Genomic DNA, 23,988 nt, shown 5'->3' with positions numbered 1-23,988 from the left:
TAGTGGCAAGACAGCCGATATCGGGCAATCATCCGGACGCTCGCGCAGGGGAGTAGCCGTGAGCAGGCGGGCCAAGCCGTGAGCAGGCGGGCTGACGTTGCGAAGAAGCCGCGTCAGTGCGGGCTCGCCGCCCACGCACCCTCGATCAGCTGCAGCGGCCCATGCCCGTGACGGTGAGAGTGGCACCCGGCGGGGAAGGGGCATTCGACGCCGTCCACGGCCGCGCTGACAGAAACCGCCAACGGCATGATCAGGAACCGGGACGGAGCCGTGTGGCACTCAGCGCGAACACGCCCAGCCCACCGGCACCGCACCCCGGGAGAAGTCGACCGCTGCGGCCTCTCGTTTCTTGCTGTTCCTGGTGCCGGATGCGCCGGCCCAGCAGACGACCGCCCCAAGCGCTCCGACACGAAATTTTCCAGGTCGATAATCTATATTATGTCAACTAGCCGCCGAGAGGGGTCCCCGCCACACTCCCCGCAAGCCCCCGAAACCGCTCCGTCAACGCTCCCGGTGACCGACCGTGAGCGCGAAGCTGCAGCGAGACCGCCAGGACGCCGCACCGCGCCAGGCTGCAATCGTGTGCCGCGCTGCAGCGCGAAACGGACCACAACGCGCCACACAATCAGAGAACGCGACAGACGTGCCGCGGTCCGGCGCAATCCGCGCCGCAGTGCGGCACACGAGAAATGCCGAGCCGGCTTTGCCCGGAATGCGGAGGCCGTCCCGCCACAAGAGCGCCGACAGCGGCGTAGCGGGCCGGAAATCACCACATGCCCTGCCCCGCCGGGCAGCACCCCCGCTTCCCCGCGCGGCAGGGCCTGGCCGGGCGGATTCTGTCCCCACGCGAGGGGCCGGTGAGGGTTTCGGGAGGCGTTTCCGGGCTCGGATAACCGGCGAAAACGGCATCAATCATCACAACACGCGATGCATGACTAGGCTGGACCAGCACAAACGCTGATATTTGCTGCATAATATGCCTTATGCAGCATGTGGCAATCGCTGAGCTGATCGACGAGTTCCTGGCGGCCCGGGCGACGCGGAAGCCCTCGGTGCACACTCTGGACGCGTACAAACGCGATCTTCGTCTTGTCCTCGCTCAACTGGAACCCGCCCCGACCACCGTGAGTGACCTCTCCCCTCGCGTCCTGCGGTCGGCTTTCGCCCGTTTTGCCGCCTCCCGCTCCCCCGCGTCGATCTCCCGCGCCTGGTCGTCGTGGAATGCCTTTTTCACGTTTCTGGTGACCGAGCAGGTGATTCCGGGCAATCCGATGTCGGCGGTGGACAAGCCGAAGCCGACGGCGCTGATTCCGAAGCCGTTGCGCGGCGAGGAGACCCCGGAGGAGTTGTTGCGGGCGGTGAGCCGCAAGGACGACACGCAGCGTGACCCCTGGCCGGAGCGGGATGTGGCGGTGCTGGCGCTGGCGTTGTGTGCGGGGTTGCGGCTGTCGGAGATGTTGGCGCTGCGGGTGGGTTCGGTGAACGGCCGTGACGGTGAGCGGCGTGTGGAGGTGGCCGGGAAGGGTGGGCGGCCGCGGGTGGTGCCGATCGAGAACGGTCTGGACGCGGCGGTGGGGCGTTATCTGGAGTCGCGGCGGGCGCGGTTCGGGCGGGTGGGGTCGACCGCTCCCCTGCTGGTGGATCGGCGGGGTGAGGCGTTGCGGCGGGGTGGTCTGCAGTATCTGGTGAGTTCCTGTTACCGGCGGGCGGGGATCGGTGACCGGGTGCCCCGGGGTGCGCAGTTGCACGCGTTGCGGCACACGTTCGCGACGCGGCTGGCGGAGGACGGTGCGAACGCGTCGGAGATCATGCGCCTGCTGGGGCACGCATCGCTGGCGACGTCGCAGTCGTACATCGAGGTGACGGCGGAGCAGCAGCGCGCGGCGGTTCAGGCTAATCGGACAAATAGGGTGTTGAGCGAGTTGGGGTGACGGTGGTCTGCCAGACTGCGGGGCATGACTGAGGAGACCTTCAGCCGGCGGTCGCTGCTCGGGCGGATCCTGCTGGTGGCCGGTGGGGCCGCGACGTTGCTGACACTGACCGGTTGCCCGGGCGGCAAGACGGAGGACGACGATGAGGACGAAGACGACGACTGATTTCGGTACGAGGTTGACGTAGCCTCCCGTTTCGTCCGCGCGAGGTGGTGCGCGGGCCGGGACCGTGACGCGGCCGCCGGGCGGATGCGATACTCCCGGACCGGCGGTCATCGACCGAAGTAGCTAGAGGGCCGGTTCGTGCCCCCGGCAGGCTCGACGCATGCGAATCGTGGCGTTGTGGCTGCTGGCGACGTGGTGCGCCGAGTGTGTGTGGGGTGGTTTCACGGTCGCCGGCTATCCGGTGGCGGTGGTGTTCCTGGGCCCGCTGTACGGCAGTGTCGCGGTGCTGATCCGGGAGGTGGCGCGCCGTCGTGGTGGTGGCTGGCCGTCGATGGTGCTGCTGGCGGCGGCGTTCGGGCTGGTGCAGGCCGGCCTGGTGGACATGGCGCTGTTCGATCGGGAGGCGCTGGCCGGGACGCAGTTCGCCGAGCAGGGGGTGGCGGCGCGGGCGACGTCGGTGCCGGTGTTGGGGTTCAGTGTCGAGCAGTTGTGGGATTTCGTCGGCAATCACGTGTGGTTGAGTGTGTGTGCGCCGATCGCGGTGGTGGAGGCGTGCACGCGTCCGGAGGTGCGGCGGGCGCCGTGGTTGTCCGGGAGTACGGCCGGGTTGTTCGTGGTGTCGTATGTGGCGGGCAGTCTGCTGATCCGGTCGGACATGTCGTTCACGCCCTCCCCCGTGCAGGTGGTGTTCGTGCTGGTGGCGGTGGTGGTGTTGGTCGTGGCGGCGGTGTTCTGGCGGCCCTCTCCCCCGCGTGCGGTGTCGGGTCCCGGGCCGCTGGTGCTGGGTGGTGTGGTGTTGTCGGCGCAGGTGGGTTCGTGGTTCTTCGGCACTCAGTGGCTGGGGATGGGTCTGCGGTTGGTGACGTTGCTGCTGGTGGTGGCGTTGGTGGTGCGGTGGGCGCGGTCGGAGGCGCATGTGCTGGCGGCGTGGGGTGCGGGTTTGGTGGCGGCGGCCGGTGGTGCGTTCCTGTCCCCGCCGTACGATCCGGCGCCTGTCTGGTTGATGGTCCTCAGTGACGTGGTGGGCGCGGTGTTCGTGGTGGCGTTGCTGGGGTGGGGCTGTCACCGGCTTCGGGGTGGCCGTGGTCCGGGGCCGACCTCACGGGCGACGGTGTAGGTGGGTGCGCCGTCCATGCGGGCCTCGGCGTGACCGGACAGGCCTTGCAGCGCGGCGTTGATGGCGGCCATGCGGCCCTCGGTGTCCGAGGAGGCCACGAAGTTGCGGTAGTCGGCTTCGCTGGCCCAGCTCACGATGTTGTACATCCGGGTGCCGTCGGTGCTCAGGTGGAAGCGTGCTGATCGATAGCCGGGGTGGAAACGTACCCAGTGTTCCTGGATCTCTGCGAAGGCGGCTACCAGTTCGTGTTGGGTGGTGTGGCCGTCGACCGTGTAGTCGATGATCGAGTAGAAGCCGGTGTCCGTGCTCATCGGTGTGTCCCCTGTCGTCGGGTGGCTTTCCGGCATGCGGCGATCTCAACTTGCGTTGAGTTCGAGGCCGGTGCCGGGTGGTGAGGCGGTGTGCAGGGGGCCGAGTGGGGCGTCGTGCCAGAGTCCGTCGAGGGCGAGTTCCCAGGTGGAGGCGGTTTCGGGCTGTTCGCCGACGTGGCGGGTGGTGCCGAGGGCGCGCGGGGTGGTGCGGTGAGGGCGCTGCCGATGACGGTGGTTGTCATACCGGTGATGGTGCGAGCTGAATCGGGGTTGAGGTCAAGGCCAGTCGGCGACGACGGCGAGGGGTTCGGTGTCCGGTGAGGTCCAGGGGTCGCCGTAGTACTCGATGTGGGTGTGCCGGTTGACGCCTGCCGGTGGGGTGGTGTCGGCGTCGTCGGCGGTGCCGGTGAGGGCGTCCCAGAGCAGCCGCAGGTGGTCCGGGTGGCCGGAGACGCGCAGGTGGTCGGTGCCGTGGGCGCGGATGAGCAGGGGTCCGTCGGTGATCTGCTGGTCGATGGTGCCGCCGGTGATCGCGATGGGGGCGGTTCCGGTTCGCAGGTGGGTGGCCAGGGCGCGCAGGGCGTGGGGTGGGCCGGCGATCTGGCGTTCGGTGTCCCAGATCGACAGGCGGCACAGGTGGGCGTCGTGCACCGGGTTCATGGTGTGGAGGCTAGGGTGCGCGGCATGAGCGTTCCTGATTGGGTGCGGGACACCCGGGTCTCGTACGACACGGTTGCGGTCAGTTATGCCGACATGTTGCGGGACGCTCTGGCGGGGGACGCGTTTCAGCGGGGCATTCTGGGGTTGTTCGTGGAGGTGTTGCGGTCGCGGCCGGCGGGTCCGGTGGCGGATGTGGGGTGTGGTCCGGGGCGGATCAGTGGGTTTCTGCGGGAGCGGGGTGTGGAGGTGTTCGGGGTGGATGTGTCGCCGGGGATGGTGGCGGTGGCGCGGCGGGAGCATCCGGGGATCCGGTTCGAGGTGGGGTCGATGACCGGGCTGGATCTGGCGGACGGGTCGGTGGCGGGGGTGTTGGCGTGGTTTTCGCTGATTCATGTGCCGGATGGGGAGGTGCCGGGGGTGCTGGCGGAGTTCCGGCGGGTGTTGCGGCCGGGTGGGGCGTTGTTGGTGGGTTTTCATGCCGGGGACGGCAGCCGGGTGAAGACCGAGGGGTATGGCGGTCATCCGATGAATGTGGTGGTGCACCGGCGGCCGGTGGCGCGGGTGTCGCAGTGGTTGCGGGAGGCGGGTTTCTCGGTGGAGGCGGAGTTGTGGCACCGTCCGGAGCCGGCGGTGGAGGGTGCGTTCGTGTTCGCCAACCGCTGATCCGGGGTGCCGGTTTGCGGTGCGGTCCGCGAAGGTGGGCCCGGCCCGTGTGGTGACTTCCGGCGCGATTCGNCCCCCACCACACGGTTTTGGTTTGGGTGTGCTGGTGCAGGCGGTGCAGGGAGGTGATGGCGGAGCGGGTCTCCTGGAGGAGTTCGCCGGGTCGGGCGGGGCCGTCGGGCCAGTGGGGGAAGGTGGCGGTGTCGAAGCCGGTGGTGGTGATGGCGCAGTTGAGGGGTAGGCCGAGGGTGGTGATGGCGTCGGCGTGCTGGAAGGGGCGGTACAGGTCGGTGGTGACGAGCAGCAGGTGTTCGTCGCTGGTGGGGCGGTGTACGAGGTCGGTCCAGCCGTGCAGGGTGTCGGCGGTGTTGGCGCGCTGTCCGGGTCGGGTGGGTGGGGCGGCGATGACGTGGACGGGCAGGGTGTGGCTGGTGTAGGTGCGGACCCACCAGGTGTGGCCGTCGGTGCGGGTGTCGATGGGGCCGTCGGGTGGGAAGGCTTCGGTGAGGGCGGCGAGCATGATGTCGCCTTCGGTGTGTTCGCCGGGGTGTCGCGGGTCCGGGGGTAGGACGCGCAGGCTGCCGAGGCCGACGATGGATCGGCGGGGGCGGGGCTGGGTGGTGGCGTGCAGGGCGCGGGCGCGTCCGGTGATCCGGCCGCCGCCGAGGATGAGCAGGTGGTCGCTGTGCACGGGGCGGTGGGTGTCGGGGCCGGCGAGTCCGAGGGCGGTGGTTGTCTCCCGTACCACGTTGTGGGTGTGGTCGTCGTAGGTCTGGTAGCGGGCGGCGAAGCGTTCGTTGCCGGCGCGGTAGTCCCAGATGGCGGAGAAGTCGAGGAGCCAGGTGAGGCGGGTGCCGAGGTCGGCGTCGGGGATGGTGCCGCCGAAGGTGTGTACGAGGGTGGTGAGGGCGGGTGAGTCGATCCAGGCGGTGATCTGTTCGGTGAGGGTGTCGGTGGGCCAGGTCGGCAGTGGTGCGGTGGGAAAGTGGCTCATCGGTCCTTCTGCGGTGATTTGGGTCTCGGCAGAATACCGAGCGGCCCGGGACCTGAGGTCCCGGGCCGCTGTTGGAGAGTGCGTTCTCAGGCGAGGTTGAGCTGGACGTCGATGTTGCCGCGGGTGGCGTTGGAGTAGGGGCAGAGCTGGTGGGCGGCGTCCAGGACGGCCTTGGCGGTGGTCTCGTCCAGGCCGGGCAGTTCGGCCTCGATGGTGACGGAGAGGCCGAAGCCGCCGGTGGGCAGCGGGCCGATGCCGACGTCGACGGTGATGGCGGTGTCGGTGAGGGTGATCTTCTGGGTGGAGGCGACGCGCTTGAGGGCGCTGTGGAAGCAGGCGGCGTAGCCGGCGGCGAACAGTTGCTCGGGGTTGGTGAGGGCGCCGCCGGGGCCGCCCATCTCCTTGGGGATGGCGAGGTCGAAGTCGAGGACGCCGTCGCTGGAGCGGACGTGGCCCTGGCGGCCTTCGCCGGTGGCGGTGGCGGATGCGGTGTAGAGGGCGTCGGTCATGGGGTTCCTTCCGGAGGGGTGTTTGCGCCGCGGGCGCGGTGCAGCAGGGTGTGCAGTTGGGTGAGTTCGTCGACGGTGAGGCCGGTGGCGCAGACGAGTTCGCGGCTGAGGTCGCCGATGGCGGTCTGCAGGTGGCGGCCGGACGCGGTGGGGTGGATCCAGACGGTGCGTTCGTCGTGGGTGGCGCGGCGGCGGTCGATGTGGCCCTGGTTTTCGAGGCGTTTCAGCAGGGGGCTGAGGGTGCCGGAGTCGAGTTTGAGGGTGCGGCCGAGGTCACGGATCGTGGTGGGGCCGTCGTGCCAGAGGATGCGTAGGACGAGGTATTGGGGGTAGGTGAGGCCGTGGGGGTCGAGGTGTGGCCGGTAGAGCGAGGTCATCGCGCGACTGGCCGCGTAGAGCTGGAAGCAGATCATCTGGTCCAGTGCGGTGCTCTCTCTCACGACCAGAACAGTAGTGCCCAATTTGATTGTGCACAACCGTTTGGTGCCGTGGATCACCACTGTGTGTGATCATGCGGCCATGGCGACCATCCGCTTTCTCCCGCTCTCCCCCGCCGCCCTGGCCGCGCTCGTCGACGGCGATCTGGACGCCGCCAGCGCCGCCGCGGGGTATCCGCTCAGCTCGTTCCTGGTCGACGAGCGCTGGCTGTGGGAGGTACGCCTGGCCGACATCGGCCGCGACCCGGAGGCCGCCGACTGGATCGCCCGCGCGGTGATAGCCGAACCCGAAGGGGTGATCGTCGGCCACGGCGGATTCCACGGTCCCCCGGACGAGAACGGGGTGGTCGAGGTCGGCTACACGGTGGCGCCCGAGTTCCGGCTGCGCGGCTACGCCACCGCGATCCTGGCCGGGCTGCTCGCCCGCGCCGACGCCGATCCGAGGGTGACCGCGGTCCGGGCCAGCGTGCGGCCCGACAACACCGGCAGCCGCAAGGTGGTCGCCCGGTTCGGCTTCCGCAAGATCGGTGAGCAGTGGGATCCCGAGGACGGCATCGAGGACGTCTACCTGCGGGAGGTGGGAGGACCTACGCGGCCAGGCGCTCACCCCGGACGTCGGTGACCGCCAGCCGCGACGCCATCGTGCTGCGCTCGGCGATCTGCGCGGTGTAGGCCGCCCGCCGCCGCGACACACAACCGTCCCTGGCCACCGGGGCCCGCCGCTGCTCCATGTGGGTGTTCAGCCCGTCCCGCAGCAGCGCCAGGGCCTCGGTGCGCAGCTGCGACACCCGCGACTCGGTGACCCCCAGATCCGCGGCCACCTCCGACAGCGGGCGCTCCCGCAGGAACGAGGCCTCCACCACGAACCGCAGCCGCTCCGGCAGCACGGTGACCGCGTCGTGCAGATAGCCCAGGCGCTCGCGGTGCAGCAGCATCTCCTCCGGGTTCAGGTCGGTCTCGGTGACCATGTCCTCGGCCGTGCCGGCGGTGAAACCCTGCAGCGACAGCACCGCCGCCCGCTGCACGTCGTCGTCGACGCTGGCCAGCTCGCCGACCGCGACCCCGAGCAGCTCGGCCAGCTCGTCGGCGGTCGGGGTGCGGCCCAGCTGCCGGGTCAGCTCCTCACGGGCCACGTCGGCGCGCCGGGCCCGGGCCCGCACCGAGCGCGACGCCCAGTCCATGGAGCGCAGTTCGTCCAGCAGCGCGCCGCGCACCCGGACCGCGGCGAAGCGGCCGAACGGGATGCCGCGCTCGGGGTCGAAGGCCCGGGCCGCGGTCACCAGAGCGGCGTACCCGGCCGAGGCCAGATCATCACGATGCACATGCGGGGGCACTTTGAACAGCGTCTCGCGAACCATGTGACCGACCAGCGCCATGTTGTCGCGGATGAGGTCTTCGAGGACGGTGGTGCTGGTCATATCGGTTCCCCCTGCGTCGGCTGACCGGCTGGCAGGGGGAACTTTTCGCGGCTACGGGTGCAACCGGTGGGCACTCTCGGTTGCTGGTTGGTTGCACCGCGAATTTTCTCTCAAGTCGGGGCTCACGCCTCCGGCGGCCCGGTGACCACGGTCTGCTCGGCGGCGGCCTTGTCCAGCTCCAGGGTGCCGCCCTGCTCCAGGATCGCGAGCAGCACGTGCCCGGTGCCGACCCGGTCGTGGCCCAGCCGCAGCGCCTCCCGGAAGGTCAGCTCCAGGGCCTTCTTGGCCGGGCCGTCGAACGGGATCAGCGGGCGCGGCTCGGCCTCCCCGGCCGGCGGGGTGACCCGCTCGCGCAGCTGTTCGACGGTGTGGCCCTGGGCGAGCGCGGCCCGCACGGCCAGACCGTCGAGCTGGTCGAGCAGGCCCAGCACCAGGTGGGCGGGGCTGATCTCGGCGTGGCGCAGCCGGGCGGCGTGGGCCATCGCGGCGACCACGGCGGCGCGGGCCAGGGGGGTGTAGCGCTCGAAGCCCTTGGACGGGTCGTCGGCGGGCACCGAGCGTTTCTGGGCGGCCTGTTTGCTGACGCCCATGCTGCGGCCGATCTCGGTCCAGGAGGCGCCGGAGCGGCGGGCCTGGTCGACGAAGTGGCCGATCAGGTGGTCGGCGAGTTCGCCGAGGTGGTCGCTGAGCACGACGGCGTCGGACAGGGCGTCCAGAGGGCTGTCCGGGCGGCCGGCGGTGATGGTGTGGATGAGGTCGTCGAGGCGGATCGGCGGCTGCGTCATGGCGTCAACCCTAGGTTGACGGTCGAGATGCCGTCAACCTAGGGTTGACCAGATCAGCCTTGGAGTTTGCGTCCTCGTTTGCCGAGAGGGACCTCCGACAGGTCGACCGTCTGCGAGGTGAGCTTCTTGAAGGCGTACCCCCGGCCGGTCATCCACGCCGCCGCCTTCGCCTCCGCCCGGGCCGTCACCTGCGGCACCTCCCGCTCGTCGTCGACCGTCTCACCGAACCGGAAGGTGAAGAACGGGCGCGCCGCCAGGTCGTAGGTCAGGTGCCCCTCGGCGGTGTACTGCACGGAGAGGATGTCGGCGTGCTGGTCACCGGCGGCGATCAGCTCCGCCTTCTGGGCGTCGGACAGGTTGTCGAAGGACCCGCGGACGGTGACACGGATCGTGCGGCTGGTGCTCATCGCGCCAGTATCCGAGCCGGGCCCCGGCCGGTCGACCGAATAAGGGCTCACGCCGGCACCCTGGCCCGCAGCGGCACGTCCCGGACGGTCACCCACAGCAGCGCCCAGGCGACCGCGAACAACGGCACGCTCAGCCCGGCCACCGCCGCGGCACTGTCCAGCTCCAGACGGGCGAACGGCAGCGTGAAGAACCCGTTGACCGCACCACCGGCCAGCACCAGCACCGGGGCGGCCAGCAACGACACCGCGATCGCGCCGTCACCGCGGAAGAACGCCGACCCGACGTACGCCCCGATCATCAGACTCAGCGCGAGCATGCTCCAGTACGCCACGAAGATCATCAGATGGTCGCCGGACTCGAACACGTGCTGCTCCTGCAGCTTCCACCGCCAGCCGGCCGCCCGGTAGACGGCGGCCTCGGCGGCGTACACCCCGGTCACCAGCGCCGCCAGCAGACCGGCGGTGACCACCTGGAACACCGGATGCTGCACCAGGAACTCCCGGCGCGTGCGGCCGTGCACGATCATCGTGGACAGCAGCGACGCCGCGCTGAACCCGTAGCCCAGGGCCAGCCAGTGCAGAACCTGCCCGCCGATGTCGACGACACTGATGCGCACCGTGGTCAGCGTGGCGGCCACCCCGATCGCGATCGCGCCGAGCACGTACAGCCCGGCCAGGCAGGCCATCAGGAACGTGGTGTGGTTGACGAACAGGTAGCGGGCGATCGGCCAGCGGGTCACGGCACACCTCCGGTCAAGTGGATGAACAGGTCCTGCACCGGCACCGGGCCCAGCTCCAGGCCGTAGCGCCGGGCCAGCTGCCGGTGCTCGTCGTCGAGGCCGCCGTAGACGGTGACCTCCTTGGTCGGGCCCAGCCGGCGCTCGCCGAGCACGGTCAGCCCGAACACGAAGTCGTCGACCACCTTCTCCGGGCCGGTCACCGACACCCCGCGGGTGCGCAGCTCGTCGAGGTCCTCGTGCAGCAGCAGCCGGCCCTCGTGCAGGATCAGCACCTGCTCCAACAGCGGGCTCTGCTCCTCGATCAGATGGGTGGACAGGATGAACGTGCGCGGATGGGCCAGGTAGTCGGCCAGCAGCTCGTCGGCGAACAGCCGCCGGGTCGGGGCGTCCATGCCCAGGTGCGCCTCGTCGAACATGGTCAGCGGCGCCCGCGACGCCAGCCCCACCACCACCCCGAACGCCGACCGCTGGCCCCGCGACAGGCCGCTGAGGGCCCGTTTCGGCGGCAGCGCGAAGCGGTCCATCAGGCGGGCGGCGTAGCCGGAGTCGAAACCCGGGCGCAGCGTCGCGGCCATGTCCAGGACGTCACGCAGCTTGTCGGTCGGGTCACCGAGGCCGCCGTCCTCGCGGATCAGGCAGATGCCGGTGGTGGCCCGCGCGTTCTCGAACACCGCCCGGGAGTCCACGCTGACCGTGCCGGCCGACGGTTTCAGGAAGCCGGCCAGCGCCGACAGCAGCGAGGTCTTGCCGGCGCCGTTGCGGCCCAGCAGGCCGTAGATCCGGCCACCCGGCAGTTCGAGATCCAGCTTGTGTACGGCCGTCACGTCGCCGTAACGCACCTCAAGCCCGGTCGTGGTGATCATCGGTCCTCCCCCGGAACGAGTTGACGAATGCGGGCCACCAGATCGGCGACCGGAATGCCCAGCTCCCGCGCCTCGGCCGCCATCGGCTCCAGCACCTCGGCGAAGAACCGCTCCCGGCGCTGCTCCCGCAACCGCTGCGGGGCGCCGTCGTCGACGAACATGCCGACCCCGCGCCGCTTGTAGATCACGCCCTCCTCGACGAGCTGCTGGAACGCCTTGGCGGCGGTGGCCGGGTTGATGCGGTAGTAGGCGGCGTACTGGTTGGTGGACATCACCTGCTCCCCGGCGGCCAGCCGGCCGCGGAACACGTCGTCCTTGATCTGGTCGGCGATCTGCCGGTAGATCGGGCTCCGGTCATCGAACACTCCCTCACCCCCTTGGTTCATTAGTTGACTAACTAACCATAGAACCAGTGGGCACAAAAAAGCGACCCGCACGCACGAACGCGCAGATCGCCATGAAACAGACGCCTACCTGGGCTCACCCCCGTGCACAGAACCCAGGTAGGCGCCGGTGTCGCCCCGCCGAATCCTGGGGGCGGCCGGGCGACACCGGCAGAGAGTGTGCATCGACGAAGCCCTCCGTCGCATCAGGACAAACACGTAGACCGGTACCGAAGCGTCTACGTAGATCACGGTATGGTGCCCCGATGTCCCGGGACCGGCTACCACTCGACCTGAGCCCCTTCCTCGGACGCGACGACCTGCTCACCACCACCGCCAGCCTGATCCGCCGCGTCCGGCTGCTCACCCTCACCGGCCCCGGCGGCACCGGCAAGACCCGCCTCGCCCTGCGCACCGCCGCCGGACTCGACCACGGCGACCACCTGGAGATCGCCGACCTCGCCGGCCTGCACGACCCCACCCACCTGTGGGAACACCTCGCCATCACCCTCGGCATCCACCACCACGGCACCGCCGGGCCGCACGTGGTGGCCGCCCACCTCGACCAGCGCCCCACCGTCCTGCTGCTGGACACCTGCGACCAGGTCGTCACCGAAGCCGCCGACGCCGTCACCGACCTGCTGCGCCGGGCACCCCGCCTGCGGATCCTGGCCACCTCCCGCCAGCGCCTGGGCATCGACGGCGAACACACCGTGGCCGTACCCCCGCTCACCGTCGGCGACGCCGCCCGCCTGTTCACCGAACTCGCCACCGCCGCCGGCGTCAGCCCCACCGCCCTGGCCGACCAGCACGCCGTACACACCCTGTGCCGGCACCTGGACGGCCTGCCCCTGGCCGTCAAACTCGCCGCCGGCCGCGCCCGCACCATGAGCCTGCCCGAACTCATCGACCGCACCAGCGACCGGTTCAGCCTGCTCACCCCACTGCACCGGGTCGTCGACCTCAGCTACCACCGCTGCACCCCGGCCGAACAGCGACTGTGGACCGCCGCCGCCGTCTTCGCCGGCCCCTTCACCGCGGCCGCCGCGGCCGCCGTCACCGGCGACCCGCACGCCGCCGACACCATCGCCGGCCTGGTCGACAAATCGGTGCTCACCGCCGCCACCGACACCCACCCGGCCCGCTTCACCATGCTCGACACGCTGCGCGAGTACGGGCTACGCCACCTGCACGACCCCACCACCATCCGCGACCGGCACCGCGACCACTACCTGCGCTACCTCGCCGACGCCGCCACCACCTGGTACGGCCCCCGCGAACTCGACGTGATGACCGCCGTACGCCACGAACTGCCCGACATCGTCACCGCCGTCGACCACAGCCTGGCCACCGGGCACATCAGCGCCGCCCGCACCCTGTGCCGCGACCTGGTCCGCACCCGCACCCCGTTCTTCCACGGCTTCCTCGACCTCACCCTGACCCGCCTGCACCGCGTCCTGGCCCACCCCGACCCCACCGACCGGGCCGCCACCACCGGCACCGCCGCCTGGATCGCCGCCACCCAGGGCCGCCCCGACGTGGCCCGCGACCTGCTCGCCACCACCGGCGGCACCCCGTTCGCCGCAGCCGCCGCGGCCGTCCTGCTCGACGCCGACCCGGCCGTGCTGCCCACCCTGGCCGCAGCCCGCAACGCCCCCGGCGGCGACGGCCACATGGCCACCATGATGTGGGCCATCGGCAGCGCCTTCGCCGCCGACCCGGCCGACGCCACCACCGCATACCTGCAGGAGGCGACAGCCTCCGGCGCCCCCTGGGCGATCTCCTGGGCCCAGTGGACCGCCGCCCTGGCCGCGTTACGCGCCGGGCGCCTGGACCAGGCCACCGACCTGCTCGACAGCTGCCTGCGCGCCCAGCGCACCCTGGACGACCACTGGGGCCAGACCTGGAGCATCGAACTGGCCGCCTGGATCATCGCCGCCCGCCTGCCCACCCTCCCCGACCCGGCCGCGGCGACAGCCCAGGCCCGCCGGGCCGCCTGGCTGCTGGGCGCCGGCACCGCCCGCCGCACCCGCATCGGCGTCGACCTGGCCGGCCTGCGCCCGTTCGCCGACGCCGACCACCGGGCCCGCACCCGGATCATCGCGATTCTCGGCGCCCCCGAAACCCACCGCGAGACAGCCGCCGGCCGCCACGGCCACCAGCACGCCATCCGCATAGCCCTGAACGAACCGGTCTCCCGCCGCGCCTCCACCACCCCCGGAACGGTCCTGACCACCCGCGAACGCGAGATAGCCGGCCTGGTGGCCGACGGCCTGACCAGCCCCCAGATAGCGCTGCGGCTGCGGATCAGCGCCCGCACGGTCGACACCCACATCCGCAACATAGGCGCCAAACTGTCCCTGTCCAACCGGGCCGCGATAGCCGCCTGGGCCGCCTCCGCCCGCACGTAGACGCCGGCGGCGGCGAGACCAGCCCGCGTGCCGACTTACGGCTCGATTCCAGCCACAAATCGGCACACGGGCTGGTCTCGCCGCCGCCGGGCGACGTCTTTTTCACCCCTTCGCCGGTACGCCCCACAGCCCCACGGAAACCGGGCCGTCCCGCCTCGTCCCCGCAAGCTCCGCGTCCCACCGGACCGCCCGGCGACCGCCGGGCGAATGCGCCGCTCACCGCCCCAGGTGATGCTGCTGACGGCTGCCCCCGGGCCGGTATCGGTGACGGGACGCTCACGCCCGGCGGCCGCTGTGCGGTCCGGGCGGGCCGCCCACCTCGCGGTGTAGGGAACCGGGCGCTGGTAGCCGTACCGGAAAAAGAGATCGGACCCGGGCGGACCGCGAGTGGCGGGATGGTAATGGCGGGCGACTACCTGGCATCGGCACATTCGGGGAATGCCGTCTTAATCCGCTTTCCCGAAATCAGCCGACCACATTCGGACAGGCTTATCGGCGAACCAGGGACAGGATCGTGTCCATCGCCTTCAGGCGGGCCGTGCCGGTGCCGAGCAGGGGATCCGGGATGATCAGTTCGTCCAGGCCGATCCCCCGGTAGGCGTCGATGGTCGCGGCCACCCTGTCGATGCCGCCGCCGTAGGCCGCGACCTGCACGTGGTCCGGGACCGGGCCGTCTACCGAGACCAGGGCCTGCGCGGTACGCCGGATCGTGCGCGGATCACGGCCGATCGCCGCGCAGTGGTCGTCGAGGATCTTCGACTTGTGGGCGATCACCTCGGGCAGGCCCCAGGTGTTCCACTGGTCGGCGTACTCGGCGACCAGGCGCAGCATCCGCTTCTCGCCCTTCGCGCCGATCATGATGGGCAGTGGGGTCTGCACCGGCTTGGGTTCGCAGACCGCGCCGGTCAGCCGGTAGTACCTGCCGTCGAAGTCGGTCGTCGGGGTGCGCAGCAGGCCGTGCAGCACCTGCACCGCCTCCTCGAAACGGTCCAGCAGCGCCTTGACCGGGGGCAGCTCGATACCGTACTGCTCGTGCTCGTTGACCTGCCAGCCCGCGCCGACACCGAGGACGAACCGGCCGCCGCTGATCTGGTCGACGGTGGCGGCCATGTTCGCCACCACCGCCGGATGACGGTAGGTGTTGCCGTACACCAGGGTGCCGACGCTGATCCGGTCGACCGCCGCGGCCAGGGCCGCCACCACCGAACCGGCCTCCAGCATCGGCTCGTCGGGGCGCTGCCCGGCCGGCCGGTTGGGCATGAAGTGGTCGGCGAACCACACCCCGTCCCAGCCGGTTGCGGCGGCGTGCCGGGCCGCCTCCAGGACGCCGGAGAAGGGCTGGGTACTGCCGGGCCAGATCGAGAGACGCATGTGCCTCAACCTAGTCGCGGCCGGTGACCTAGGATGCGCGGGATGCGGGCGAACATCGTTCCCCTGCGGGCGATGACCGCGGGAGAGACTCTGGACTCGGCGGTGGCGCTGCTGCGGCAGCGGGCCCTGCCGCTGCTGTCGCTCGCCCTGCTGCTGGCCGCCGGGGAGCAGGCGCTGCTGTTCGGGCTGCGCGCCTACGCCGGCATGGAACCGCCCTACTACTACTGGCCGCCGCGGCTGACCGACCCGTCCTGGTGGACCGTGGTGGCGCTGGGGTTCGCCGTCGAGGCGTTCGTGATCGCGCTGCTGGCCGCCTACGCGGGCGCCGCCGCCGGGCCGGCGCTGCTCGGCCGCGACACCGGGCACCGGGCGCTGTGGCGGCGTGCCCGGCCGCTGCCGGCGCTGCCCCTGGCGGTGCTGGCCGGGGTGGTCTGCGGCACCGCGGCCCTGGCCGGGCTGGTGTTCTGGCCGCTGGCGTACGGGATGACCGCCCTGGCCACCGCGATCCTGACGGTGGACCGGCCGGCCAATCCGCTGGTGGCGGTGGCCCGGGCGGCCGGGCGCGCGGCCCGCGGCGGCATGCGCGGGCTCGGTGTGCTGCTGCTGGGCTACTTCACCTGGCTGGTGGTGCGGATGGCGCTGGGCAGCGGCTGGATCTCGGTGGCGGACCTGTTCTCCGGGCTGCCCGGCTCGGGCTGGGTCGGCTGGGCGGTGCCGGTGGCGTGGGCGCTGGCCAACACGGTCGCCTACGCCGCACTGGCCTGCCTGAACGCGGTGGTGCTGGTCGAGATCCGGGTGCGGACCGAAGGGCTGGACATCCTGGTGAACCGGGCGCGCAGCCGGGGCGCCGATCCGGAGCAGGCGCTGGTGGTGACCCGGTGAGGGAGTACGAGGAGTTGGTCGGGGCGCTGTTTGCGGTCGTACCGCCGGCGTTGACGCTGTTGATCCTGATCGTGGTGACCGCTCTGATCGCGGCGGGCTGGTACTGGTATCCGGCGTGGATCCCCCGCCGGTTGCCGAGGCTGCCCCGGTGGAAACGGAAGCCGCGCCAGGACAAGAAGGTCAAGAAGGCAGCTCCAGCCCGGAAGAAAGAGGACCGGAAACCGCCGGTCGTGGCCCCCGCGGCCATCACCGTCGCCGACCGGCTCGCCGCCGAGGGGCGCTACGCCGAAGCCATCCGGGAACGGCTGCGCGACACCGTCACCGCCCTCACCCGCGCCGGCGTCATCGACCCCGACCCCGGCACCACCGCCGCCGAGATCACCGACGACGCCATCACCGGCCGTCCCGGCGTCGGTCCCGCGATGACCGCCGCCACCAGCGTGTTCTCCGGCGTCTGGTACGGCCACCAGCCGGCCGGCCCCGGCGAGGACGAACGGATGCGCGCCTACACCACCGAGGTCCAGCAGGCCCTGGGCGAGCGCGAGAAGGACCGCCGATGAGACGCTGGATGCGGGCCGCCATCCCGTTCGCCGCCCTGACCGTCCTGATCACCGGCACCCTGATCGTGCACGCGATCGAAACCCCGGACACCGACGACCCGGAATACCTCACCCCCGACCGGGTCGAACAGATCAGCGGCGGCACCCTGGCCGAACGCCTGCGCGCCCGCGGCGTCCGGGTGGACCGGATGACCAGCACCGAGGACGCCGTCGAGGCGATCAAGGGCACCCGCTCCGGCGCCACCCTGTTCCTGCCCGCCCCGGACCTGGCCGACCTGTCGAGCATCCGCGGCCTGCCGGAGGACACCCGGGTGGTGGCGGTCAACCCGTCCGGCAGCGCCCTGCGCCGCGGCGACTGGCCGGTCGAGACGGCCGGCAGCCACTGGACCACCCGGGTCACCGGCCCGGCCTGCACCGACGACCTGGCCGTCGCCGCCGGGCCGGCCGCCGTGCTGCGCACCGCCTACCAGCCCCTGGAAGGCGCCTCGATCTGCTACTCCGGCGCGCTGGTGACGATGCGGGTGGACCGGGCGTACACGCTGACCGTGGTCGGCTCCCCGGACGTGTTCCGCGACGACCGGATCGCCGAGCACGGCAACGCCGCCCTGGCCGTCGGCCTGCTGTCCGACCACCCCCGGGTGGTGTGGCTGGACGTCCACGAACGCGACCGGCCGGAACCGACCACCCCGCCGCCGTACTCCCCCGAACCGGCCGTCACCGGCGACGGCCCGCCCGGCACCGGAAACGGCACCGGTGACGGTGACGGTGACGGATCCGGCCAGGGCGACGCCGAACCCGGCGACGGGCCCGCACCCAGCGCCACCGACGGAGCCGGGCAGGCCTCCGGGCCACAACAGAACCCGCTCTTCGAGGCGTTCCCGCCGGCCCTGTGGGCGACCCTGCTGCTGCTCGCGCTGATCCTGCTGGCGCTGGCCGCCGCGGCCGCCCGCCGGCTCGGCACCCCGGCCGCCGAACCCCTGCCGTCCCGGGTCCCGGCGAACGAGACGATGCTCGGCCACGCCCGCCTCTACCAGCGTGGACGCGCCCGCGAGCAGTCCCTGGACATTCTGATCGCGGCCGCCCGCCGCCGGATCACCACCCACCTGGCGCTGCCCGCCGACGCCGGTGTCGAGGACATCGCCGCGAAGTCCGGGCTGCCGGTGCGCTACGTGCGCGACATCCTCGACGGCGAACCCCCGCGCAGCAACGCCGACATGGTCGAGGCCGCGATCGTGCTGCAGGCCCTGGTGGACAGGGTCACCACACCCCGTGAAGGAGAGCAGTCGTGAACACCGATTCCCACCAGGCCCGCGAGGCACTGGGCCGGCTGCGTGCCGAGGTCGGCAAAGCCGTCGTCGGCCAGGACGCGGTGGTCGGCGGGGTGCTGGTCGCGCTGCTGTGCGGCGGGCACGTGCTGCTCGAAGGCGTGCCGGGGGTGGCCAAGACGCTGCTGATCCGGGCCCTGTCCACCGCGCTGGACCTGGACACCAAGCGGGTGCAGTTCACCCCGGACCTGATGCCCGGCGACGTCACCGGATCGCTGATCTACGACGCGCACACCGGGGCGTTCAACTTCCGGGCCGGGCCGGTCTTCACCAACCTGCTGCTCGCCGACGAGATCAACCGGACCCCGCCGAAGACCCAGGCCGCGCTGCTGGAGGCGATGGAGGAACGGCAGGTCACCGTGGACGGCATCCCGCGACAGCTGCCGCAGCCGTTCCTGGTCGCCGCCACCCAGAACCCGATCGAGTACGAGGGCACCTACCCGCTGCCGGAGGCCCAGCTCGACCGGTTCCTGCTCAAACTGTCGGTCCCGCTGCCGCAGCGCGACGAGGAACTCGACATCCTGCGCGCCCACCACCGCGGCTTCGACCCGCGTGACCTCAAAGCCGCCGGGGTGGGCCCGGTCGCCGGGCCCGCCGACCTGATCGCCGGCCGGTACGCCGTCCAGCGCGTCGACGTCACCGACACGGTCCTGACCTACATCGTCGACCTGTGCCGGGCCACCCGGGTCGCCCCCGCCCTGGAGCTGGGTGCCTCCCCGCGTGGTGCGACCGCCCTGCTGGCGGTGTCGAAGGCCAACGCGTGGCTGCACGGGCGTGACTACGTGCTGCCCGACGATGTGAAGGCGTACACCGTGCCGACCCTGCGCCACCGGGTCCGGTTGCGTGCCGACGCCGAACTCGACGGCGCCACCGTCGAGGGTGTGCTCGCCTCGGTCCTGGCCGCGGTGCCGGCCCCCCGCTGATGGTCACCCACCGTTTCGCGTTGCTGCTCGCGTTCGGCCTGCCGTTGCCGATCTTCCTGCCCCAGCCGTGGCGGGCGGTCGCCGCGGTGGTGACGGTCGCGGCCGCGCTGGCCGCCGCCGACCTGGCGATGGCCGGGCCGCTGACCGCTCTGCGGCTGCGCCGCGACGGCGATCACACGGTCTGGCTGGGCGGCTCGGCGCGGGTGATCCTCACCGTCGCCAACACCGGTTCCCGCACCGTACGGGTGAGCCTGCGCGACACCTGGGTACCGTCGGCCGGGGCCGGGCCGTTGTTCCACACCCTGCTGCTGCGGGCCGGCATCGAACAGCCGGTGACCACCACCCTCACCCCCACCAGGCATGGTGACCGTCCCGCGGTCCGGGTCACGCTGCGCTCGGCGGGACCGTTGGGTCTGGCGTACCGGCAACGCTCCCGGTCCTGGAACACCGCGCACACCCCACCGTGGAACCTGCGGGTGCTGCCCCGGTTCCCGTCCCGGCGGATCCTGCCGGAGAAACTGGCCCGGCTGCGGGTGGTCGACGGCTCGGTGGTCACCCGCGGGCGCGGCCACGGCACCGAGTTCGACAACCTGCGCGAATACGTGATCGGCGACGACGTGCGCTCGATCGACTGGCGGGCCACCGCCCGCGCCCACGACGTGGTGGTGCGCACCTGGCGGCCGGAACGTGACCGGCGGGTGTTCTGTGTGCTGGACACCGGCCGTACCTCGGCGGGCCTGATCGGTCAGGCGCCACGGCTGGACGCCTCGATCGACGCGGCGCTGCTGCTGAGTGTGCTGGCCACCAGGGCGGACGACCGGGTGGACCTGCTCGCCCTGGACGACACGGTGCGGACCCGGGTGGAGGGCGGCGGGCAACGTACCAAACTGAATCGGTTGATCGACGCGATGGCGTCGCTGGAACCGGTGCTGGCCGAAACCGACTTCACCCTGCTCGGCCGGGAGATGCTGCGCCGGGACCGCAAACGCGCCCTGCTGGTGATCTTCACGGCTCTGGACACCGCGCCGATGATCGCCGGGCTGCTGCCGCTGCTGCCGAAGCTGACCGCCCGGCACAAGGTGATCGTCGCCGGGGTGCGGGACCCGTTCGTCAGCCGGCTCGCCCAGCTGCCCGGCACGCCGGGGGTGGCCGACGTGCACCGCAGCGCCGCCGCGCAGCGGGTGCTGGCCGAACGCGACCGGGTCCGCGACGTGCTCACCCACGCCGGCGCGACAGTGGTCGACGCCGACGCGGACGCCTTCGCCGGGAAGGTCGCCGACGTCTACCTGCTGCTGAAGGCGTCCGGGCGGCTCTGACCGCGCACACGCCCCCAGATCAGGGCGTAGGCCAGGAACGCCGCCCACAGGCCGCCGCCGATCCCGATCCGGACCGCCGGCGGCAGCGCCGACGGGGTCACCCACGCCTCCAGCACCCCGGCCACCAGCAGCACGAACACCAGCCCGACCGCCACCACCATGCCCTCCCGGGCCCAGTGCACCAGGGACTCGCGGCGGGTCATCAGCGGGCCCGGCGCGATCCACGACCAGCCGATCCGCAGACCCACCCCGCCACCGATGAAGATCGCGGTCAGCTCCAGGAAACCGTGCGGGGCGATGTAGGTCAGGTAGATGTCACCGGCGCCGGCCTCGTACATCGCCGCGCCCATCATGCCGATCGCGATCAGGTTCTGCCCCAGCAGGTAGAACACCGGCACGATCAGCACACCCGCGGCCAGGCACTGGGCGGCGATCATCGCGTTGTTCACCCACACCCGGCTGAAGAACGTGCCCGCCCGGTACTCGCTGTAGTAGTTGACGAAGTCGTCGATCAGCGACGCCTCGTCCGGCCGGGCGCCGTAGTAGTCCATCAGCACCCGCGGGTTCTCCAGCACGTAGGCGATCAGGCCCCACGCGGCGGCCACCATCACCACCGACACGGTCAGCCACCACCAGCGGGTCGCGTACAGCGCCGCCGGCAGCCGGGTCACGAAGAAATCGGCGACCGGCCGCCACGACATCCGGTTGCCGCGGGTGATCGCCGCCCGCCCGGCCAGCACCAGCCGCGACAGATCGGCCAGCACCACCGCGTCCGGGGTGCGGCTGCGCACGATCGACAGATGGGTGGCCGCCCGCTGATACAGCAGCACCAGCTCGTCGGCCTCGTCCGCGGCCAGCCACCGCCGCGACACCAGCGCTTCCAGCCGCCGCCATTCACCACCGTGCTCAGCGACGTACGCATCCAGATCCACGCACGCATCCTAGATTTCCGTAGGATGCGGCGTGACATTCACACCCCGGGCCGCATGGGCCGCAAACCCCGGAACCGGTGCGTACGGCCGTTGCCGAGGCGCTCGGCGCCGCGGTCACCGGCCACACCGACCTGCACGCCGGCATGTCGCCCGGCCCGGCCGCCGGTCTTCGCCTCGCTGATGGCCGCCATGTTTTTGTCAAAGCCGTGTCCGCGGAGGTCCGGGCGCACAACCACCGGATGATCCTTCAGGAAGCCGCGGTCTTGGACGTCCTGCCGTCGTCGGTGCCGGCGCCCCGACGTCTCGCCACCGTCGAATACGGGCCGTGGGCGGTCCTGGTGACCACCTGGGCCGCTGGGACGACCGGAACGTCATGGACCGACACGTCGATCGTGGCTGTCGCCAACGCCTGCCGGGCGGCGAGCGCGCACCCGGCACCCAGCGCTCTGCCACCCGTTGCCGAGCGCATCTACGACTTCGACGGCTGGACGCGCCTGCTCGCGCTCGGCACCGGTGACGACTGGGAGGCCACTCATGCGGGGCCGGCGGTCGCGGTGGCAGCCGGATGGGAGGACTGGACAGCCGGCGATGCCCTGGTCCACCGGGACCTCCGCCTCGACAACACGACAGTGGGCTCAGGCTCTTGCCGGGGCAGGCACGGCCCCCGGGGTGACGGTGAGGCAACGCTCACGCCCGGCGGTCGCTGTGCGGTCCGGGCGGGCCACCTGCCTCGCGGTGTAGGGAACCGAGCCTTCATAGGCGTACCCCCAAAAGCCTTTGAACCTCACCTACCGTGAGGCGGGCGACATCCCGGAAATCGTCGATGTGGTCCGGCACGGCTTCGGCCAGCTCGGGCGTCGGGTTCAGGGCGACGAACCGGGTGCCGGTGGCCCGGGCCGCGGCGAGGTCGGCCGGAGCGTCGCCGAAGAACACCCGCCGCTGACCAGTGTGGCCCCGGTCTTGGTCACCGGGTGGCCGAACACCTCCGCGAACGCGTCGCGCAGCCGGTGCCGGGCCAGCAGGGTGGCGTAACGGTCGGCCACCTGAGACGCCGCACCAGGGTCGAGAACGAACACCGGGAGCGTCACGGCGTCACAGGTTATCGGAGGCGCTGCCGGGTGGTTTGATCGGTGGGTGACTATGGGTGTGGGGATCGGGCGGCGGATTCGGCGGGCGTTTCGGGCGGGGGCGCCGGTTCGGGCCGGTGGGAGTGTCGTCGACGGTGGGTTTCTGGTGGGGCTGCTGCGCGACGGGGGTGGACGGCTGGATCTGGCCGATGCCCGGATCAGTGGGGATGTCGATCTGACCGGGGTGCGGATCGAGATGCCGGTTCGGATTCGGGGCTGTGTGTTCGACGGGCGGCTTCGGCTCGATCACGCCGATCTGGTGTCGGTGAACCTGGACGGGTGCACGCTGGACGGGCTGGAGGGGGATGGGGTGCGTATCGCCGGGGATCTGGGGGTGCGGGACGCCCGGGTCGGTGGGGACGTGTGGCTGCTGCCGGCCCGGATCGGGGGCACCGTCGAACTCGACCGCAGCACTGTCGGCGGGACTGTCTATCTGCAACGGGCCGAAGTCGGTGGTGGGGTGCATCTGCGGGATGCCCGGGTGGGGGCGGGGCTGCGGCTGGCCGGTGCCCGGATCGGGGTCAACCTCGACCTGAGCCGGGCCACTGTCGGGGTGGATCCGCGCACCGGGACGGCGATCACCGGGGGTGGGCTGGTGGTCGGGGGTGCGATCTTCGGTCATGATCTGGTTGCCGAGGGGGCGATCCATCTGGTCGGCGCGCAGGTCACCGGGGCCGTCACCTTCCAGAACACCATGTTGTACGGCCGGGACGACGGTCACTCGCTGCTGCTCATCGAAGCGCAGGCCCGGCTGTTGACGCTACGGCCGGCAGCCGCATCCACCGGGGTCATCAGCCTGCGGGACGCCAAAGTGGGGCGGCTCGTCGACGATCCGGTGAACTGGCCGGCCGGGTGCCGGATCGAACTGGACGGGCTCACCTACGAGCGGCTCAGCCGGCGCTCCGAGGACACCACCGGCTGGACGGTGCGGCAGCGGCTCACCTGGATGGCCCGGCACGTGACCGGGTCGGCGCCCGGACCCTACGACCAGCTGGCCGCGGCACTGTCCCGGGACGGCCGGGAGCAGGAGGCCCGGCGGGTACGGGTGGTCCGGGAACGCCGCCGCCACCGGGCCATGGGCTGGGCGGGTGCCCTGTGGGGTGCGGTGCAGGACGCCGGGATCGGATTCGGGTACCGGCCGGGACGCGCCCTGCTCTGGCTGCTGCTGGTGGTGGCCGCCGGGACCGGCTGGTTCGCCCGGTCGGGGCCGCTGCGGGCGGTGAAAGCCGACGAGGCGCCCACCTGGGATCCGTTCCTGTACAGCCTGGACATGCTGGTGCCGCTGCTGGACCTGGGGCACGACCGGGCGTTCGACCCGGCCGGTGTGGACAAGGCGGTCGCGTTGACCCTGATGGCGGCCGGCTGGATCCTGGCGACCACTGTCGTCGCCGGCGCCGGCCGCACCCTGGGGCGGGGCGGCCAGTGAACGCCCGCATCCAGCGCCTGCTGGACCTGCAACGCGGACCCGGCGTGGGCGGCCGGCGGCATCATCTCCACCGGCCGGGACCTGAACCTGTTCTATGCCGCGGTGCTGTCCGGGCGGCTGGCGCCGACGGTACTCGGCATCAACCGGCACACCCTGCCGGACGGCCGCACCCGGTGGGGCAACACCGGCGGGTTTCACGGCTACCACACGTGGTCGTACCACTCCGCGGACGCCCGGCAGCAACTCACCGTCTCGGTCACCACCGGCTATCGTGGCCCACCGGACACGGCTGAGCTATTGGCCGAGGCCCTGACCGAGCCCGATCAGTGACC

The 23,988-nt window shown here is 71.5% G+C and carries 29 protein-coding genes; 14 read left to right on the top strand and 15 right to left on the bottom strand.

All coding sequences use genetic code 11. The features are described from left to right. The first annotated feature begins 983 nt into the window (after nucleotides 1-983). The 3 genes from ACQ0O7_RS13420 (at nucleotide 984) to ACQ0O7_RS13410 (ending at nucleotide 3,213) form a co-directional block, all read left to right on the top strand. Nucleotides 984-1,931, top strand: coding sequence for a tyrosine-type recombinase/integrase (locus tag ACQ0O7_RS13420; RefSeq protein ID WP_430782358.1), 948 nt, complete (start codon nucleotides 984-986; stop codon nucleotides 1,929-1,931). Between the two features lie 24 nt (nucleotides 1,932-1,955). Next, nucleotides 1,956-2,096, top strand: a complete 141-nt coding sequence (locus ACQ0O7_RS13415; RefSeq protein WP_430782357.1) for a hypothetical protein — start codon at nucleotides 1,956-1,958, stop codon at nucleotides 2,094-2,096. Nucleotides 2,097-2,256: 160 nt separating this feature from the next. Then, nucleotides 2,257-3,213, top strand: a complete 957-nt coding sequence (locus ACQ0O7_RS13410; protein ID WP_430782356.1) for a hypothetical protein — start codon at nucleotides 2,257-2,259, stop codon at nucleotides 3,211-3,213. On the opposite strand, the gene ACQ0O7_RS13405 is transcribed toward ACQ0O7_RS13410, so the two are convergent. Both ACQ0O7_RS13405 and ACQ0O7_RS13400 read right to left on the bottom strand, forming a co-directional pair. Beyond that, nucleotides 3,159-3,524, bottom strand: a complete 366-nt coding sequence (locus ACQ0O7_RS13405) for an antibiotic biosynthesis monooxygenase family protein (RefSeq protein WP_430782355.1) — start codon at nucleotides 3,522-3,524, stop codon at nucleotides 3,159-3,161. The two genes, ACQ0O7_RS13410 and ACQ0O7_RS13405, sit on opposite strands and share 55 nt — an antisense overlap. A 276-nt stretch (nucleotides 3,525-3,800) precedes the next feature. Then, entirely contained in the window at nucleotides 3,801-4,184 is a 384-nt protein-coding gene (locus tag ACQ0O7_RS13400; protein ID WP_430782354.1) for an Imm32 family immunity protein, read from the bottom strand. 24 nt (nucleotides 4,185-4,208) lie between these two features. On the opposite strand from ACQ0O7_RS13400, the gene ACQ0O7_RS13395 reads away from it, so the two are divergent. Then, nucleotides 4,209-4,847: a class I SAM-dependent methyltransferase gene (locus ACQ0O7_RS13395; protein WP_430782353.1), complete on the top strand. Its 639-nt coding sequence runs from the start codon at nucleotides 4,209-4,211 to the stop codon at nucleotides 4,845-4,847. 265 nt (nucleotides 4,848-5,112) lie between these two features. After that, nucleotides 5,113-5,415: a hypothetical protein gene (locus ACQ0O7_RS13390; protein WP_430782352.1), complete on the top strand. Its 303-nt coding sequence runs from the start codon at nucleotides 5,113-5,115 to the stop codon at nucleotides 5,413-5,415. 512 nt (nucleotides 5,416-5,927) lie between these two features. Here ACQ0O7_RS13390 and ACQ0O7_RS13385 read toward each other — a convergent pair. Both ACQ0O7_RS13385 and ACQ0O7_RS13380 read right to left on the bottom strand, forming a co-directional pair. Beyond that, nucleotides 5,928-6,350, bottom strand: coding sequence for an organic hydroperoxide resistance protein (locus ACQ0O7_RS13385; protein ID WP_430782351.1), 423 nt, complete (start codon nucleotides 6,348-6,350; stop codon nucleotides 5,928-5,930). After that, nucleotides 6,347-6,790, bottom strand: coding sequence for a MarR family winged helix-turn-helix transcriptional regulator (locus ACQ0O7_RS13380; RefSeq protein ID WP_430782350.1), 444 nt, complete (start codon nucleotides 6,788-6,790; stop codon nucleotides 6,347-6,349). Before ACQ0O7_RS13380 ends, ACQ0O7_RS13385 begins: the two co-directional genes overlap by 4 nt. 79 nt (nucleotides 6,791-6,869) lie before the next feature. Here ACQ0O7_RS13380 and ACQ0O7_RS13375 point away from each other — a divergent pair, with 79 nt between their 5' ends. Next, nucleotides 6,870-7,409: a GNAT family N-acetyltransferase gene (locus tag ACQ0O7_RS13375; protein WP_430782349.1), complete on the top strand. Its 540-nt coding sequence runs from the start codon at nucleotides 6,870-6,872 to the stop codon at nucleotides 7,407-7,409. Here ACQ0O7_RS13375 and ACQ0O7_RS13370 read toward each other — a convergent pair. The 6 genes from ACQ0O7_RS13370 to ACQ0O7_RS13345 all read right to left on the bottom strand — a co-directional run bounded on the left by ACQ0O7_RS13370 (nucleotide 7,375) and on the right by ACQ0O7_RS13345 (nucleotide 11,365). Continuing rightward, the gene (locus ACQ0O7_RS13370) at nucleotides 7,375-8,205 is read right to left on the bottom strand and encodes a sigma-70 family RNA polymerase sigma factor (RefSeq protein WP_430782348.1); all 831 of its coding nucleotides are present in this window, start codon (nucleotides 8,203-8,205) and stop codon (nucleotides 7,375-7,377) included. The genes ACQ0O7_RS13375 and ACQ0O7_RS13370 overlap by 35 nt on opposite strands. Nucleotides 8,206-8,327: 122 nt before the next feature. Then, nucleotides 8,328-8,990, bottom strand: a complete 663-nt coding sequence (locus ACQ0O7_RS13365) for a Clp protease N-terminal domain-containing protein (RefSeq protein ID WP_430782347.1) — start codon at nucleotides 8,988-8,990, stop codon at nucleotides 8,328-8,330. Between the two features lie 53 nt (nucleotides 8,991-9,043). After that, entirely contained in the window at nucleotides 9,044-9,397 is a 354-nt protein-coding gene (locus ACQ0O7_RS13360; protein ID WP_430782346.1) for a DUF6204 family protein, read from the bottom strand. Between the two features lie 47 nt (nucleotides 9,398-9,444). After that, nucleotides 9,445-10,137, bottom strand: a complete 693-nt coding sequence (locus ACQ0O7_RS13355; RefSeq protein ID WP_430782345.1) for a hypothetical protein — start codon at nucleotides 10,135-10,137, stop codon at nucleotides 9,445-9,447. Beyond that, nucleotides 10,134-11,000, bottom strand: coding sequence for an ATP-binding cassette domain-containing protein (locus ACQ0O7_RS13350; protein ID WP_430782344.1), 867 nt, complete (start codon nucleotides 10,998-11,000; stop codon nucleotides 10,134-10,136). Before ACQ0O7_RS13350 ends, ACQ0O7_RS13355 begins: the two co-directional genes overlap by 4 nt. After that, on the bottom strand, nucleotides 10,997-11,365 hold the full coding sequence (locus ACQ0O7_RS13345; protein WP_430782343.1) for a GntR family transcriptional regulator: 369 nt from the start codon (nucleotides 11,363-11,365) through the stop codon (nucleotides 10,997-10,999). The genes ACQ0O7_RS13350 and ACQ0O7_RS13345 overlap by 4 nt, the downstream gene beginning before the upstream one ends. Before the next feature lie 284 nt (nucleotides 11,366-11,649). Here ACQ0O7_RS13345 and ACQ0O7_RS13340 point away from each other — a divergent pair, with 284 nt between their 5' ends. Next, nucleotides 11,650-13,794 carry an ATP-binding protein gene (locus tag ACQ0O7_RS13340; protein ID WP_430782342.1) on the top strand — a complete coding sequence of 715 codons (2,145 nt, stop codon included), beginning with the start codon at nucleotides 11,650-11,652 and terminating at the stop codon, nucleotides 13,792-13,794. Nucleotides 13,795-14,283: 489 nt separating this feature from the next. Here the strand turns inward: ACQ0O7_RS13340 and ACQ0O7_RS13335 are convergent, their stop codons facing one another. Beyond that, nucleotides 14,284-15,165, bottom strand: a complete 882-nt coding sequence (locus ACQ0O7_RS13335) for a TIGR03560 family F420-dependent LLM class oxidoreductase (RefSeq protein WP_430782341.1) — start codon at nucleotides 15,163-15,165, stop codon at nucleotides 14,284-14,286. Between the two features lie 42 nt (nucleotides 15,166-15,207). Between ACQ0O7_RS13335 and ACQ0O7_RS13330 the strand changes: the two genes are divergently transcribed. Genes ACQ0O7_RS13330 through ACQ0O7_RS13310 form a run of 5 tightly spaced genes read left to right on the top strand, consistent with a single transcriptional unit; the run spans nucleotide 15,208 to nucleotide 20,171 of the window. Then, a complete protein-coding gene (locus ACQ0O7_RS13330) occupies nucleotides 15,208-16,047 on the top strand; it encodes a hypothetical protein (protein WP_430782340.1) in 840 nt (279 codons plus the stop codon). Further along, nucleotides 16,044-16,607 carry a DUF4129 domain-containing protein gene (locus ACQ0O7_RS13325; RefSeq protein ID WP_430782339.1) on the top strand — a complete coding sequence of 188 codons (564 nt, stop codon included), beginning with the start codon at nucleotides 16,044-16,046 and terminating at the stop codon, nucleotides 16,605-16,607. Before ACQ0O7_RS13330 ends, ACQ0O7_RS13325 begins: the two co-directional genes overlap by 4 nt. After that, a complete protein-coding gene (locus ACQ0O7_RS13320) occupies nucleotides 16,604-17,896 on the top strand; it encodes a DUF4350 domain-containing protein (RefSeq protein WP_430782338.1) in 1,293 nt (430 codons plus the stop codon). Before ACQ0O7_RS13325 ends, ACQ0O7_RS13320 begins: the two co-directional genes overlap by 4 nt. Beyond that, complete coding sequence (locus tag ACQ0O7_RS13315) at nucleotides 17,893-18,855, top strand: AAA family ATPase (protein WP_430782337.1); 963 nt, start codon at nucleotides 17,893-17,895, stop codon at nucleotides 18,853-18,855. The genes ACQ0O7_RS13320 and ACQ0O7_RS13315 overlap by 4 nt, the downstream gene beginning before the upstream one ends. Further along, nucleotides 18,855-20,171 (top strand): DUF58 domain-containing protein, encoded by a 1,317-nt coding sequence (locus tag ACQ0O7_RS13310; RefSeq protein WP_430782336.1) that lies wholly within the window; start codon nucleotides 18,855-18,857, stop codon nucleotides 20,169-20,171. The genes ACQ0O7_RS13315 and ACQ0O7_RS13310 overlap by 1 nt, the downstream gene beginning before the upstream one ends. Here ACQ0O7_RS13310 and ACQ0O7_RS13305 read toward each other — a convergent pair. From ACQ0O7_RS13305 to ACQ0O7_RS13290, 4 genes are all read right to left on the bottom strand, one after another. Continuing rightward, entirely contained in the window at nucleotides 20,138-21,103 is a 966-nt protein-coding gene (locus ACQ0O7_RS13305) for a stage II sporulation protein M (protein WP_430782335.1), read from the bottom strand. The genes ACQ0O7_RS13310 and ACQ0O7_RS13305 overlap by 34 nt on opposite strands. A 38-nt stretch (nucleotides 21,104-21,141) precedes the next feature. Beyond that, on the bottom strand, nucleotides 21,142-21,294 hold the full coding sequence (locus ACQ0O7_RS13300) for a hypothetical protein (protein WP_430782334.1): 153 nt from the start codon (nucleotides 21,292-21,294) through the stop codon (nucleotides 21,142-21,144). Between the two features lie 56 nt (nucleotides 21,295-21,350). After that, nucleotides 21,351-21,572 (bottom strand): hypothetical protein, encoded by a 222-nt coding sequence (locus ACQ0O7_RS13295; protein WP_430782333.1) that lies wholly within the window; start codon nucleotides 21,570-21,572, stop codon nucleotides 21,351-21,353. A 394-nt stretch (nucleotides 21,573-21,966) separates the two neighbouring features. Beyond that, nucleotides 21,967-22,191 (bottom strand): hypothetical protein, encoded by a 225-nt coding sequence (locus ACQ0O7_RS13290; RefSeq protein WP_430782332.1) that lies wholly within the window; start codon nucleotides 22,189-22,191, stop codon nucleotides 21,967-21,969. 46 nt (nucleotides 22,192-22,237) lie between these two features. On the opposite strand from ACQ0O7_RS13290, the gene ACQ0O7_RS13285 reads away from it, so the two are divergent. Together ACQ0O7_RS13285 and ACQ0O7_RS13280 are read left to right on the top strand one after the other, a co-directional pair. Next, nucleotides 22,238-23,656 carry a hypothetical protein gene (locus tag ACQ0O7_RS13285; RefSeq protein ID WP_430782331.1) on the top strand — a complete coding sequence of 473 codons (1,419 nt, stop codon included), beginning with the start codon at nucleotides 22,238-22,240 and terminating at the stop codon, nucleotides 23,654-23,656. Between the two features lie 102 nt (nucleotides 23,657-23,758). Continuing rightward, nucleotides 23,759-23,986 (top strand): hypothetical protein, encoded by a 228-nt coding sequence (locus ACQ0O7_RS13280; protein ID WP_430782330.1) that lies wholly within the window; start codon nucleotides 23,759-23,761, stop codon nucleotides 23,984-23,986. Nucleotides 23,987-23,988: the final 2 nt, after the last annotated feature.

It is taken from the genome of Actinoplanes sp. G11-F43 (genome assembly GCF_050589265.1).
In the GTDB taxonomy this organism is placed as follows: Bacteria; Actinomycetota; Actinomycetes; order Mycobacteriales; family Micromonosporaceae; genus Actinoplanes.
Note: the sequence above shows the minus strand (reverse complement) of the source record. Positions and strands in the feature narration are given on the sequence as shown.

Coding starts and splice junctions, on each gene's coding strand:
- ACQ0O7_RS13400 (WP_430782354.1), bottom strand. CDS start 4,184: ATGAACCCGGTGCACGACGCCCACCTGTGCCGCCTGTCGATCTGGGAC.
- ACQ0O7_RS13300 (WP_430782334.1), bottom strand. CDS start 21,294: ATGGCGGCCATCAGCGAGGCGAAGACCGGCGGCCGGGCCGGGCGACAT.
- ACQ0O7_RS13365 (WP_430782347.1), bottom strand. CDS start 8,990: ATGACGCAGCCGCCGATCCGCCTCGACGACCTCATCCACACCATCACC.
- ACQ0O7_RS13420 (WP_430782358.1), top strand. CDS start 984: ATGCAGCATGTGGCAATCGCTGAGCTGATCGACGAGTTCCTGGCGGCC.
- ACQ0O7_RS13340 (WP_430782342.1), top strand. CDS start 11,650: ATGTCCCGGGACCGGCTACCACTCGACCTGAGCCCCTTCCTCGGACGC.
- ACQ0O7_RS13375 (WP_430782349.1), top strand. CDS start 6,870: ATGGCGACCATCCGCTTTCTCCCGCTCTCCCCCGCCGCCCTGGCCGCG.
- ACQ0O7_RS13370 (WP_430782348.1), bottom strand. CDS start 8,205: ATGACCAGCACCACCGTCCTCGAAGACCTCATCCGCGACAACATGGCG.
- ACQ0O7_RS13405 (WP_430782355.1), bottom strand. CDS start 3,524: ATGAGCACGGACACCGGCTTCTACTCGATCATCGACTACACGGTCGAC.
- ACQ0O7_RS13320 (WP_430782338.1), top strand. CDS start 16,604: ATGAGACGCTGGATGCGGGCCGCCATCCCGTTCGCCGCCCTGACCGTC.
- ACQ0O7_RS13360 (WP_430782346.1), bottom strand. CDS start 9,397: ATGAGCACCAGCCGCACGATCCGTGTCACCGTCCGCGGGTCCTTCGAC.
- ACQ0O7_RS13395 (WP_430782353.1), top strand. CDS start 4,209: ATGAGCGTTCCTGATTGGGTGCGGGACACCCGGGTCTCGTACGACACG.
- ACQ0O7_RS13350 (WP_430782344.1), bottom strand. CDS start 11,000: ATGATCACCACGACCGGGCTTGAGGTGCGTTACGGCGACGTGACGGCC.
- ACQ0O7_RS13330 (WP_430782340.1), top strand. CDS start 15,208: ATGCGGGCGAACATCGTTCCCCTGCGGGCGATGACCGCGGGAGAGACT.
- ACQ0O7_RS13415 (WP_430782357.1), top strand. CDS start 1,956: ATGACTGAGGAGACCTTCAGCCGGCGGTCGCTGCTCGGGCGGATCCTG.
- ACQ0O7_RS13410 (WP_430782356.1), top strand. CDS start 2,257: ATGCGAATCGTGGCGTTGTGGCTGCTGGCGACGTGGTGCGCCGAGTGT.
- ACQ0O7_RS13385 (WP_430782351.1), bottom strand. CDS start 6,350: ATGACCGACGCCCTCTACACCGCATCCGCCACCGCCACCGGCGAAGGC.
- ACQ0O7_RS13310 (WP_430782336.1), top strand. CDS start 18,855: ATGGTCACCCACCGTTTCGCGTTGCTGCTCGCGTTCGGCCTGCCGTTG.
- ACQ0O7_RS13335 (WP_430782341.1), bottom strand. CDS start 15,165: ATGCGTCTCTCGATCTGGCCCGGCAGTACCCAGCCCTTCTCCGGCGTC.
- ACQ0O7_RS13295 (WP_430782333.1), bottom strand. CDS start 21,572: ATGCGCTCGGCAACGGGTGGCAGAGCGCTGGGTGCCGGGTGCGCGCTC.